Below are 12,432 nucleotides of genomic sequence, written 5' to 3' on the forward strand. Positions count from 1 at the left end.
CCGGCATGGCGCGTCACGATCACGAAGATCGCGCCATGAAATCGCATCGGGTACGAGCGTAGTCAACTTACTTTCCGGCTATCAAACCGAAGCTCGCGTGAGCTTGCCCACAAGTCCCCCATAGCTCTGGCACGAGATGGCACATGGTTTGCACATGCGACTGCAAAGTGTCGGCGTCTTCCGCTGATAAGTCTTGTAGCGAAAGCTCAGTCAGAAATTGACCAACGTGCGTAGCCCAATCGGCCAAATCAGCATGGGCTGCACATCCCAATATTCCTACCCGAAACGTTTCATCAGCAGTAAGTCGCCCGGGGGCGACACGCCAATTGACGCGCAGTGTCGTTCGGATAGCCTCGCACAGCTTTGTGCTACGGCTGACAGCCGCAACCGAGGCTAAGCCTAGAAGGCAGGCGGGCAGGGTGACATGTTCGTCAGCCTGAATTTGGTAGTGGTAGCGCTCAAGAGCGTCAGCTACGAGACCAGCTAGATGATCGGGGATATGAAACCACAGGGACGCGTTGATCAAGCTGATGAATGTCGCGGTGTCGATCGCTCCTTTCAGCGACTCCGCTAGCCGAGCTGTTACCTCTGGCGAAAGTTCAATCTGTGAGCGAGTTCCGCCCTCGAGCGGGCCTGGTAGATGTGCCGCCGCGCGATCGATCTGATGTGTAATGACCTGTGCGACATCTCCAATGAGTCGTTCTTCCAGTCCTAAGTCTTTGGCAGCCTCCGGCGCACAATTCGCGGCCGTCCAGACTCGACCCAACAATTCGTTTTTCCATTGTTCGGCTGAACCAAGCTCCGGAAACCAACGTGGCTCAATCCGCATGTCGAGCAGAGTCTGGATTACGAAATACCTATCGCTCACGTTCTGCAGCCAGCGGACGAGTTCGGTTCGGTCCGCGACTAGTGTCAGAAAGTGGTTGCCGATCCAACTCGCGTGCGCGATAGCTGCCAGTCGGCGAGCGAAGGGTGGCCATGTCGCAAGGATGCGGCGTTTGGCCATTTGGGCGTAGATGCAGGTGAACAGGGCTGAATGGAGTCCGAACGTGTCTATCTCGTCAGTTGGTTCGCCGTCGAGAAACGCATTGATCAACGCTGCTAGCGGCTGCGTCAGTGTTGGGTGTTTTTGTACCCTCCGCAGGCCAACTTCGATTGCGCCAGTGCGGCTTATAGGATCGCCACTTTCAGCCAGTCGCAAGATTTCAGTGACTAGGACTTGCTCGTCGCCTTTCCACTCTCGTTCAATCAGCGGGCTGATAGATTGGTGGGAGCAGAGAGGCCACGCTAAGCTCAATGCTCGTCGATGACCGCCGGCGAGTAGTTTTGCTAGGAACGGAGCAGTCACCTCGGCAACATATTCTTCTAGCGTAATGGCGCCACCGATGCCGCCAACCAGCTGGCGGTAGTAGGCCTCATCTCGGGGTACAAGGGTATCAAGCGATAGATTTCCGGCTTCTAGGCTTTCGCGAATGGCTTCGGCTACTCGAATAGGTGTGTTTTGAAGCTCATCTCGGAGTGCAGTAATCTCGCGGTCCGTCGGTACTCTCTGCTCAAGCAGTACGCGCCAGCGATCTATCACATCACTTGGGAGCTGGTTATGGTCGGCAATCTGTTCGAGAGCATGAAGGCGCATCTTAACTTCAGGCGCAAGCAGAGCGAACTGGGCAACAATGAACCGTTTGTCGCCTTGCACGAGCGCAACGTTGGGCGGCTGAGATTCGCCAACAAACACGATTATCCATTCATCACCGGTGACAGTCTTAACGGTTGGAGTAGAGACTCGGTCATAGGCCGAAGCAATGGCTGGGAAAAGCTGGGATCGTAAAAACGACAAATCTTCCGAACCGAGTGTGATCGTTGCATCTGTCTCGATTTCATCCTGATCAAGAATGTCGGGCCTTGATAGCAGTTCGTGCCTGAGCAGCGGTGCGTAGCTATTGGCGAAGACCATGACACGAGCTGCCCGGAGGTATTTATCTTCGGCGATCATTTGCCGTTCTCCCAATTTTCCTTCACTACTTCACCGAATAACTCTGCCGCTGATGCGACAACTTGACGAAAGATCTCCGGTTCAGTTTCTTTGATTTCTCTGAAAATTCGCTCGTCGATCCACTGATGATAGGCGCTGTTCTTTTGCTTCAGGGCAATTGTCGGAGCGCAACAAAGTGCGTGAAGTATTCCCGCGTAGCTCATCACGGAGAACTGCGTAGCGGCACGTGGGTCAGCAATCGACGCCCACCCGCGAACGTCAAGTTGCCCAAGTAGCCATTCGCAACGGGCTTCCGCGACCTTTGGATCGTTTTCTCCGTCCCACACCGAGCTCACGGCTTGAATCAGGGCGACGATGTACTGATTGAGCCATGCGAGCTCGGTGGGAGCTTGGAGCACCTTTGCCAGCCTCAAACGCTGGGCGGCTTCTCGTATCGCCCGAAGTTCTGCGGTTTCAATCAGTGATCCATTTTCGAGCGGCGCCTGCATCACGTGATGTGCCAGCTCATCGTTAAGCACGGGTACAAAGGTGTACCCGGATCTTCTGAGTGTCGTTCGGTGCTCTCGCCCCTCATCTACACTGAGGTAGCCAGAAGCGACTAGATGTTCCACTACATCCAGGCTGGTCAGAATGGGGGTCTGTTGGTCGCCACGCGTCATATGAAGATAGCGATTTACGAAGCGATCATCGACGACAAAAGCATCAACTAACTTATCTGTAGCTAGGAAATTCAGTTGGGCTTGTGGCCGAGAATCTTCTCTATCGCGATCGGGAGACGCGATCGTTTCGATCTGGCGATCTGCTATTGCGGGGGCCAGTATCGCCCGGATGTTCTCGATGACGGCGAGTTGTTCATCGGCAAAACTTTCGTAAGCCAGAAGTTCATTGTCTCGATCATCTAGCGACTTCGTAACGTAGACCGTGAAACCTGAACCCTTTAGTTTCCCGAGGACGCCCGCTGTCCGTAGATAGCTTGTCGATAGATCGTCCAAATAGAGGCTAGCGCCGTCTCGGATGCGTGGTTCGCTCGGCCAGCGCTTCTCATGGAGTTTGAGATGCGAAAGGGCTCGTTGCTCTTCGGCTGCTGTGATCATTCCTTTTAAGCGGAGTGCCTCGACTACCGCATGACAACTGCACAAACGCGCCTCGTATTGTGTAAGGTCGACCTCCTCTTCCATTACGCTGCCAAGGCGCCGAACCGGTGTGGGGCGGACGACGTAGGCATGGTTCGGCGATTGAGTCGCGGTTTCTAGCATAGACGCCAGGTCAACTCCCACCTCTTGGACGAGGAAGGGGTTCGCCGACACTTCAGATTCAAAGATTTTCAGAGAATTGTTCGCGAGTAAGCGCTTCAGGGCCTGCGCGTCCTTGACGCGGCTAGGTTGATGGAAAGCGACGCGCTGGCGTTCCTGAAATAACCATACCAACAGTTGATCTGGAATGAGCACGCGCTCAAAGTGATCGATGACTTTCTGCAAAATGCTGAGCTGCGCGAAGGTAAAGATCGCCGTGAGATCAAGCGCTATGCGCTTCGGCTCCGTTTGGACCGTTGGCGGTCGTGCCCCGCTGAAGGCATATACAACACTGCGCCGCCGCGCGTCGGACTCCAGTCGATTGGCCGCTGGGCGCAGCAGACAATTTTCGATCATCGATTGATTTAGGGCGTAGGCCGCACCGGAAATCGTGATCTCACCGGCCCTTAACGCCGTTGAGAAATGAGTCTGGCGACGATCCCAATTTGGCTTCATCTCGTCAAACAGTTCTCTCATCGTGACCGATTTCAGAGGACCGTGATCGTCTGACTTTGCAGCCGCGCGCAGCAGCCAATCGCTGACCATCGAATCACTTTCCCATCCAGCATTTGACGCGTGGAAGTATGCCGGAGCCAAAATGTGGGGATTTTCAGGGTCAGCTTCTGTTGATGCAATGATTAGATCCTTCGCATGGGGAGAATTCACTGCCTGAGCCAATTGACCCGCATTCAGCAATTCCGCTGCAGTACGATCGCCTTTGTGTTCCCACTCGCGCGTCGCATGTTCGACCAGCGTGTTCCATTGACCAGATGCGATAGCAAGGTTGACGAAAAGAGCGCGGTCGTTGATGTGATCTCGCTCAGTGCGCAAGAGTGTCAGAATCTCTGACGCCTTGCTAAATTGGCCATCGTGATAGAGCGCCCAAGCGAGTAGCGATTGCAGATCGTTATCCTGATCAACAATGTCAGGAATATTTTCCAAGAACCCCAGAGCACGCTTATGCTCGCCGGCGCCATTAAAAGCGCGGGTTGCGCGCAACGCGTTTTGGACCGAGTGCGTCTGATTGAATAGCACCTCGACCAACGGGCATAGGTCCTGCCACGCACTCTCTTCTTCAAGAGTGTCGACGAGGTTCACGAGATCGCGTAGTTCGCCAGTCTTCTCGTATAGTTTCCGGCGCTCGGAAGCCGGGTCGGCTCCGTCCGCCTCGGCGATCATGCGTTGCAAGCGCTGATATTCCAGCGCGCCTATCTCTATCGGCATCAATTGAGCTAGAGCTGTTTTCGCTGTGTTGACCTGCCCCGATTTGCACAGTAGTTCGATTTCTATGGCGAGGAGTGGTGTGCGCTTGAGAAACTCGCTTAGCTGGCTGCGGTGTGCGGCGATGTATTCGACGGCCGCCGCGGGGGTTCCTTTCGTCATTGCGAGCGCCAGTCGAGCTAAGGCTTCGTCGGCAGTGCCTTTGCCGGTCAGTGCAACCCGCTCATTTATGCGGCGTTCTACTGTTTCGAGATCGATTTTGAGGCCGAACTGCGCGGCAAGTGGAAAGCGCCTGATCATCAGCGCATCGTTAGACATGTTTTCGCGCAAAGCTGCCAAAGCAAGATCATGAAGCTCGGGGTCGCGAAGGCGAAGCCACAAAGCCATGTCAGAACTCAGCTGCGCAGCTTCGTTGGCTCCGAATTCCTTGGCGACGGTCGCTTGCTTCTCATAGAATTCTATGGCGCAGCGTCGATCGTGCAGCGCTTGCCGATTATCTGCAATGGGGAAGTGTGCGGCATTGAGCGGAACTTGTGAGAGCGCCTGTGTCCGCAATTCCTCGGGAACGATTTGAGCGAGATGGGCTTGAGCGGCTGCATAGTTCAATACTGGCGTCTCTTCAAAGTCGGCGGCAGTAAGTAATTGAACATTCGCATACGCGTCGCTCCAGCACCCAGCAAGCTCTTGGTTCATGATGAGTGTCAGTTTGCCGTCACCACTGAAAGAGGTGAGGCTTAAGCCAGCGCTTCGTACCCAGTCAAGCGAGCCCTCGTGTCCTCTCTCATTGCTGACGATACGCAACATGACGGATCGGGATTCAGATGTTCCCAGCGGTGCAAGCAGCGCTAGGCCGGCGGTGCTCGACGAGGACTCAGCGGCCACGATACATGCGTTGGCAATGTCGGTTTCCGGAGATCCCCCAAGATCACGCGACTTCGCCAGCAGTTCCTTGGCGCGCGCGAGATTCTCATCCTGGGTGAGCATCCTGGCACACCAGGCTAATGCTCGGGCTCTAACTTCCTTGGAGCCACCGGCAAGCTCGGTGCTCTCAACACTCGCCGCTAGAGCGCGGGCTTTGTCAACGCTGGAATATCCTGCGAGATGTCGAGCTTGCCGGATACGGCGTACCTCTGCGTCGATTTGCTGATCCGTAAGCGCCACGGTGAAGGCGAATTGCTGAACTTGTTCTTGGCGATGTATGGCCTCAGCAGTGTCTCTCTGGAATTTTGCCTCGTGGTCCCGTTTCCACTGCCTCAAAAGGTCAGCGGGGTAGTTCTGATATTGGGTATCCACCATTGGATGATGGAACCCGCACAAGAGGATCAGATTGTCAGGGCTGTTCCGTTCTTCGTCGCTGAGACCGGGCTGTCCTCGTGGGCCGTTATCGGAAGCGGCATATATATGGCAGATTTGGCCCAATACAGCGTCATGAGACTGCTCAGTCCCAGAAACTATGACAGGATTTGTGCAATCGGGATGAGCGCATTGGTTGCCGCTGCTGCCGAACAAGACTTTGATGGTCTTGAGTGAATATGAACGATTTGCCATGGGGTATCTTAGCTTCCGGCAAAGGCATTAGCGCCTAGGGTGCCGTCGATCGCCTGTGGGCGATTCGCGGTGAGCGTCCACCGCGATGCGCGTTAAGGCCAATTGCGATAAAGGTTGCTGCACATTCTGCCACTCACCACATCGGGATGAATTGCCGCCAATATTTTTTTTATCGTCGGTCCCAGGCGCATTAAGGAGTGGACGACGATCGCCCATAGAAAACAAGTCGCCTATTAGACTTGTACGATTTTTCGAGAAATCTGCCAACGATTTTTGGGCGTCTTGTTAATTATTGATATGGGCAAGGACGGAGCCGACCACGTTTTCCGAGCAATCGTTGATCGCAGCCGGCGCGCTGGCGTTACGCCTCGACCGGCATCGCACTCGTGCACTTGATCTCGTCGAGGCACACGCTCGAATGCACGCCGCTCACGCCGGGAATGCGCATCAGCGTCTCGAGCAGGAACCGCGACAAGCCTTTCAGGTCGTGCGCGACGACCTTCAACACGTAGTCGATGTCGCCCGTCACCGAGAAGCACTCCTGGATCTGCGCGAGATCGGACACCAGTTTCTGGAACTTCGACAGGTCGCGAATATGCCCGCGCTCCATCGTCACGTGCACGAAAGCGGTCACGCCGAAACCGAGCGTGTCGGGGCACAGCCGGGTTTCATAGCGACGGATCGCACCGATTTCCTCCAGCCGCCGGTGGCGGCGCAGCGTCTGCGCGGGTGACAGGCCGACGGCCTTCGCCAGGTCGAGGTTCGACGCGCGGCCGTTCTCCTGCAGGATCGCGAGCAAGTGGCGATCAAGGCGATCCAGAACCGGTTCATGCATTTTTATTTCCTCATCCGTCTCCCAGATGCAATCTTATCTCATAATGTAGGGTTTGCATGAACGGGTTACGAAACCCGATTTCGCCGTCGCGACGCTAAACTGACGCCGGATTTTCGTGTGCGAGCGCAGCAAGGCGGGCGCGGCGACGGTCGGCGGCCGGTCTGGCGGGCACGCCGACGCGAATCGGGCGCCGCCACGCGAAGATTGCAGTCCCCAACCCGGCGGCTCCACGAACGGCCCCGGCACACCAAAACAGCGCCCGGCACACCGAGGCGCGCCGCACCCCGCTGCAGGCGGGCGCGGACAGAGTGGAGAAGACATGGTTTCTGGAAACGAGAGCGACGGCCTGAAGCGCGGGCTGAAGAACCGGCACATCCAGCTGATTGCGCTCGGCGGCGCGCTCGGCACGGGGCTGTTCCTCGGCATCGCGCAGACGATCAAGATGGCGGGCCCGTCCGTGCTGCTCGGCTACGCGGTGGCCGGCATCGTCGCGTTCTTCATCATGCGCCAGCTCGGCGAGATGGTCGTCGACGAGCCCGTCGCCGGCTCGTTCAGCTACTTCGCCAACAAGTACGTCGGCCACTTCACCGGCTTCCTGTCGGGCTGGAACTACTGGGTGCTGTACATCCTCGTCAGCATGGCCGAGCTGTCGGCCGTCGGGATCTACGTGCAGTACTGGTGGCCGGGCGTGCCGACCTGGGTGTCGGCGCTGGTCTTCTTCGTCGCGATCAACCTGCTCAACCTGGCCAGCGTGAAGTCGTACGGCGAGACGGAATTCTGGTTCTCGATCATCAAGGTCGCCGCGATCGTCGGCATGATCGGCTTCGGCGGCTGGCTGCTCGCGAGCGGCCATGCGGGGCCGGAGGCGAGTGTCCGGAACCTGTGGCAGCACGGCGGCTTCTTCCCGAACGGCGTGTCGGGGCTCGTGATGTCGATGGCGGCGATCATGTTCTCGTTCGGCGGGCTCGAGCTGATCGGCATCACCGCGGCCGAGGCCGACGATCCGAAGCGCAGCATTCCGCGCGCGACCAACCAGGTGATCTATCGCATCCTGATCTTCTACATCGGCGCACTCGCCGTGCTGCTGTCGCTGTATCCGTGGGAAAAGGTCGTCACCGGCGGCAGCCCGTTCGTGCTGATCTTCCACGCGCTGAGCAGCAACCTGGTGGCCAACGTGCTGAACGTGGTCGTGCTGACGGCCGCGCTGTCGGTCTACAACAGCGGCGTGTACAGCAACAGCCGGATGCTGTTCGGCCTCGCGAAGCAGGGCAATGCGCCGAAGGTGCTGTGCTCGGTGAACAAGCGCGGCATTCCGCTCGCCGCGCTCGGCGCGTCGGCGCTCGCGACCGGCGTGTGCGTGCTGGTCAACTACTTCATGCCGGGCAAGGCGTTCGAGGTGCTGATGGGCCTCGTCGTGTCGGCGCTGATCATCAACTGGGCGATGATCACGCTGATCCACCTGAAGTTCCGCCAGGCCAAGCGCGCGGCCGGGGAGGAGACTTCCTTCCGCAGTCTGGGCTATCCTTTCACGAATTACCTGTGCCTGGCATTCATGGCCGGCATTCTCGTCGTGATGTACCTGACGCCGGATCTCCGTCTGTCGGTGTACCTGATCCCGGTATGGCTCGCGGTGCTCGCGGTCGGGTATCGCTTCCGTCAGAAGAATGCAGGCTATGCGGTGCACGACGGCGCATCCGCACGCTGATACAGGCCACGACCGACCATTCTTCCAAACGAGACCGACTCAAGCCATGTTCGAACACATCGACGCGTACCCGGGCGACCCGATCCTGACGCTCAACGAGAACTTCCAGAAAGATCCGCGCGACCAGAAGGTCAACCTGAGCATCGGGATCTACTTCGACGCCGAAGGCCGGATTCCGGTGATGGGCGCCGTGCGCGAAGCCGAAATCGCGCTGCAGCGCGACAGCGGCGCGAAGCCGTACCTGCCGATGGTCGGCCTGGCCGCGTATCGCGACGCCGTGCAGGCGCTCGTGTTCGGCGCCGATCACCCGGCCCGCGCGGCCGGCCGCATCGCGACGCTGCAGACGCTCGGCGGCTCCGGCGCACTGAAGGTGGGCGCCGATTTCCTGAAGCGCTATTTCCCGGAATCGCAGGTGTGGCTCAGCGATCCGAGCTGGGAAAACCACCGCTTCATCTTCGAGCGGGCCGGCTTCACGGTGAACACGTATCCGTACTACGACGAAGCGACGGGCGGCCTGAAGTTCGACGCGATGCTCGCGGCGATCGACGCGCTGCCGGCGCGCAGCATCGTGCTGCTGCACGCGTGCTGCCACAACCCGACCGGCGTCGACCTCGATGAAGGCCAGTGGGAGAAGCTGATCGACGTGATCGAGGCGCGCGGGCTGCTGCCGTTCGTCGACATGGCGTACCAGGGCTTCGGCGCGGGCCTCGACGCGGATGCGTTCGCGGTGCGCGAACTGGCCCGCCGTGGCGTGCCGGCGCTGGTCGCGAACTCGTTCTCGAAGAACTTCTCGCTGTACGGCGAGCGCGTGGGCGGCCTGAGCGTCGTCTGCGAGGATGCCGCCGCGGCCGACCGCGTGCTCGGCCAGCTGGCCGGCGCGGTGCGCTCGAACTACAGCAACCCGCAAACCTACGGCGCGAAGGTCGTGGCAACCGTGCTCGGCACGCCCGCGCTGCGCAAGCAGTGGGAAGAGGAACTGGCGGCGATGTGCCGCCGCATCGCGCGGATGCGCCAGTCGATCCATGACGGCCTGCGCGACCACGTCAGCGGCGAGGCACTGACGCGCTACGTGAAGCAGCGCGGGATGTTCACGTACACGGGCCTGACCGAATCGCAGGTCGACGCGCTGCGCGAAGTGCACGGCGTGTACGTCCTGCGTTCGGGCCGGATGTGTGTCGCGGGCCTGAACGACTCGAACGTCGCCATCGTCGCGGATGCCATCGGCAAGGTGCTGAAGAGCGGCGTCTGAGCGCGGCGCGCTCCGGCGCGCCACGCGGCTGGCCGAACCGGCTGTCTCCGCAAGGGGGCAGCCGGTTTTTCGTTGCGCGGCCGCAATGTGCGCCACCCGGCTGACGCGGGGGCACGCACGGCGGTACGATCACGGCATCCCACGCAACTCGGAAGGAAGCACATGGGCATCCGGATCATCCAGCTCGGCACGCCGCGCGCGGCCGGCGAGGGCCTGCGGATCGGCACGGTGCGGCGGCCGCCGCGCGGCGTGCCGAAGGCGGAATTCGCGTCGCGCAACTACTATGATGTATGGCTGCCGACGTTGTCGCCGAGCCCCGAACTCGTCGCCCAGGCGCAGGCCGCCGAAACCGATGCCGAATGGAACGCGTTCCGGCGTCACTTCCGCGCGGAGATGGCGCATGGCGATGCGCCGAAGGTGCTCGACCTGCTGGCGGCGCTGTCGGCGACCACCGCGTTTTCGATCGGCTGCTATTGCGACGACGAGCGCCATTGCCACCGCGGCGTGCTGCGCGAGCTGCTCGCGGAGCGCGGCGCGGCGATCGAGCCCGACGCGGGCTGAAAGCCGTTTGCAGCGGCATCGCGCAGCCGCGCCGGCACGCCGCCGCGCCGTTATCGTGCGGCGCAGCGAACCGGTTGACGTGGGTCAAGCGTGCGGGCGCGCGCGCCACTATGCTCTTGTCATGGAGCCATCACGACGATGACAGGCCGACAGATGCAGATTGTTTTCCCGCCGGAACCCCCCGAATATTGCGCACGCGACCTGGTCGTGGCGTTTTCGGCGCTGGTCGACGGACAGTGCGTGCAGTGCGCGGTCACGGCCGAGGCGCTGGAGGATCATTTCGGCGCGCCGTCGCTGCTCGAACGCGATCTGCTGGCCGCATTCGACGCGCACCGGTCGGCGATCGAGGCGATGGCACGACGCATGCTCGAGGAAATCGGCGGCCGGCCGGTGCTGCTGCACAGCGGGCACTTCCGGCTCGGAGACTGATACCGCAGGAGGGCGCATGACACTGCAGGGCAACATTCACGAACGCGACTGGTCCGTCGAAGTCGAGACGCGCCCGTGCGAATCGGGCGAATTCCGCTGCCGCGTGTCGGTCGAGCACGGCAGCGGCGCGGCGCGTTTTCATCATACGTTCGAGCACAGCCATGCGTATCCGACCGAACGCGAGGCGATGATCGAAGGGCTGCGGGCCGGCATGACGTGGATCGAGATGAAGACGTCGCAGACCTTCAACGTATGAACGGACCCGCGCCGGCGACGGCGCGGGCAGACTATCGGCCGGCAGCGATCGCAGAAATCGCGCCGTGCCACGGGCAACGCGTGCCGCCGCCTTTCGGTGGGGGCGGCACATGCAAGGCGGTCGACGAGCGGGCGGCCCCGTCAGGAGACACGACATGGGCGTGGGCATGCAGATCGCCTGCCTGGGATTCGCGGGGACCGCCGCGGTCGAAGCCGAAGCCGGCGCGCAGTTGGTGCGGCTCGAACGGTTTCGCACGCTGCTCGACGGCTGTCACCTCGCCATTGAAGCGAGCGCCGACGCCGATGGCGCACGCGTGTACGACGTACGACTCGACCTCGTGATGCACGACACCGCGCGCTGGCCGCTGCCGCCGTGCGTCGGCGGCAACCTGGACGACGCGCTGCGCCGCGCGTTCATGCAGGCCGAACAGGCGCTGCTCGCGTGCCAGGCGGCCGGTGCAAGGGTGGGGCTGCGCAACGCGGCGGCCGATGGCGCGGTGCGATGATGCACCGCGCGCGGCGCCGCCAGGCGCGGCCTGGGTTCCGGGTTGTCAGACCCGTGCGAGCGCTTGCGAATCGATGATGCGCACGCGCTTGCCGCGCGTTTCGACCAGCGCTTCGCGATGGAACCGCGAGAACATCCGGCTCACGGTTTCGAGCTTCATCCCGAGATAGCAGCCGATTTCCTCGCGCGTCATCCGCAGGTTGAATTCCGTCGCCGAATAGCCGCGCGCCTCGAAGCGCGACGACAGGTTCAGCAGGAAATGCGCGACGCGCTGCTCGGCCGACATCGTGCCGAGCAGCAGCATCTGGCTCGATTCGCGGACGATCTCGCTGCTCAGCATCTGGTAGAGGAAGTGCTGCATCGGCTTGATCTCGCGGCACGCCGCTTCGAGCGCACCGAACGGGATGATGCACACGACGCTGTCCTCGAGCGCGATCGCGTCGCAGCAATGCTGGCCACCGCCGATGCCGTCCATCCCGAGCGTTTCACCGGCGATCTGGAAGCCCGTCACGTGTTCGCGGCCGTCGCGATGCATCATCACCGTCTTGAACGAACCCGCACGTACCGCATAGATGCTCTGGAACGGATCGTCGGTGCGGAACAGCGCGTCGCCCTGGCGCACCTGCCGGGTCGTGCAGATGATCGAGTCGAGGCGGCCGTATTCGGCCGCGGTCAGGTGCGGCGGCAGGCACATCGAGCGCATCGCGCACACCGAGCAGCGCGCGGCGGGATGTTTGGCGGCGTCGGCGCGCGTGACCGCGCGAAGCGGAATCGTCGGCCGAGGCGCGATGGATACGTCGGCGGCGCAGGGGGTGGCTGTGGACATGAGTCACTCCGGC

11 protein-coding genes are annotated in these 12,432 nt (G+C 60.8%); 7 read left to right on the top strand and 4 right to left on the bottom strand.

Annotation, left to right across the window (positions count from 1 at the left end; genetic code table 11):
* Positions 1-67: 67 nt before the first annotated feature.
* Together LGM89_RS28205 and LGM89_RS28210 are read right to left on the bottom strand one after the other, a co-directional pair.
* A complete protein-coding gene (locus LGM89_RS28205; protein WP_144023108.1) occupies positions 68-1,993 on the bottom strand; it encodes a hypothetical protein in 1,926 nt (641 codons plus the stop codon).
* Positions 1,990-5,490, bottom strand: a complete 3,501-nt coding sequence (locus LGM89_RS28210; RefSeq protein WP_226274655.1) for a hypothetical protein — start codon at positions 5,488-5,490, stop codon at positions 1,990-1,992. The genes LGM89_RS28205 and LGM89_RS28210 overlap by 4 nt, the downstream gene beginning before the upstream one ends.
* A gap of 117 nt (positions 5,491-5,607) precedes the next feature.
* Between LGM89_RS28210 and LGM89_RS28215 the strand changes: the two genes are divergently transcribed.
* Positions 5,608-6,036: a hypothetical protein gene (locus LGM89_RS28215; protein ID WP_226274656.1), complete on the top strand. Its 429-nt coding sequence runs from the start codon at positions 5,608-5,610 to the stop codon at positions 6,034-6,036.
* A 379-nt stretch (positions 6,037-6,415) separates the two neighbouring features.
* Here LGM89_RS28215 and LGM89_RS28220 read toward each other — a convergent pair whose 3' ends face one another.
* On the bottom strand, positions 6,416-6,889 hold the full coding sequence (locus tag LGM89_RS28220) for an Lrp/AsnC family transcriptional regulator (protein ID WP_039367332.1): 474 nt from the start codon (positions 6,887-6,889) through the stop codon (positions 6,416-6,418).
* A 319-nt stretch (positions 6,890-7,208) separates the two neighbouring features.
* Between LGM89_RS28220 and LGM89_RS28225 the strand changes: the two genes are divergently transcribed.
* The 6 genes from LGM89_RS28225 to LGM89_RS28250 all read left to right on the top strand — a co-directional run bounded on the left by LGM89_RS28225 (position 7,209) and on the right by LGM89_RS28250 (position 11,594).
* Positions 7,209-8,594: an amino acid permease gene (locus LGM89_RS28225; RefSeq protein WP_069251526.1), complete on the top strand. Its 1,386-nt coding sequence runs from the start codon at positions 7,209-7,211 to the stop codon at positions 8,592-8,594.
* 46 nt (positions 8,595-8,640) lie between these two features.
* On the top strand, positions 8,641-9,843 hold the full coding sequence (locus tag LGM89_RS28230; RefSeq protein ID WP_226274657.1) for an amino acid aminotransferase: 1,203 nt from the start codon (positions 8,641-8,643) through the stop codon (positions 9,841-9,843).
* Between the two features lie 162 nt (positions 9,844-10,005).
* A complete protein-coding gene (locus LGM89_RS28235) occupies positions 10,006-10,404 on the top strand; it encodes a DUF488 domain-containing protein (protein WP_226274658.1) in 399 nt (132 codons plus the stop codon).
* Positions 10,405-10,542: 138 nt separating this feature from the next.
* On the top strand, positions 10,543-10,833 hold the full coding sequence (locus tag LGM89_RS28240) for a DUF1488 domain-containing protein (protein WP_226274659.1): 291 nt from the start codon (positions 10,543-10,545) through the stop codon (positions 10,831-10,833).
* 16 nt (positions 10,834-10,849) lie between these two features.
* A complete protein-coding gene (locus LGM89_RS28245) occupies positions 10,850-11,089 on the top strand; it encodes a UDP-glucose 4-epimerase (RefSeq protein ID WP_089497012.1) in 240 nt (79 codons plus the stop codon).
* A 154-nt stretch (positions 11,090-11,243) separates the two neighbouring features.
* Positions 11,244-11,594 (top strand): metal ABC transporter ATPase, encoded by a 351-nt coding sequence (locus LGM89_RS28250; RefSeq protein ID WP_226274660.1) that lies wholly within the window; start codon positions 11,244-11,246, stop codon positions 11,592-11,594.
* Between the two features lie 45 nt (positions 11,595-11,639).
* On the opposite strand, the gene LGM89_RS28255 is transcribed toward LGM89_RS28250, so the two are convergent.
* Entirely contained in the window at positions 11,640-12,419 is a 780-nt protein-coding gene (locus LGM89_RS28255; protein ID WP_226274661.1) for a helix-turn-helix domain-containing protein, read from the bottom strand.
* Positions 12,420-12,432 lie beyond the last annotated feature (13 nt).

The organism is Burkholderia sp. AU31624 (assembly GCF_020420065.1).
Lineage (GTDB): Bacteria > Pseudomonadota > Gammaproteobacteria > Burkholderiales > Burkholderiaceae > Burkholderia.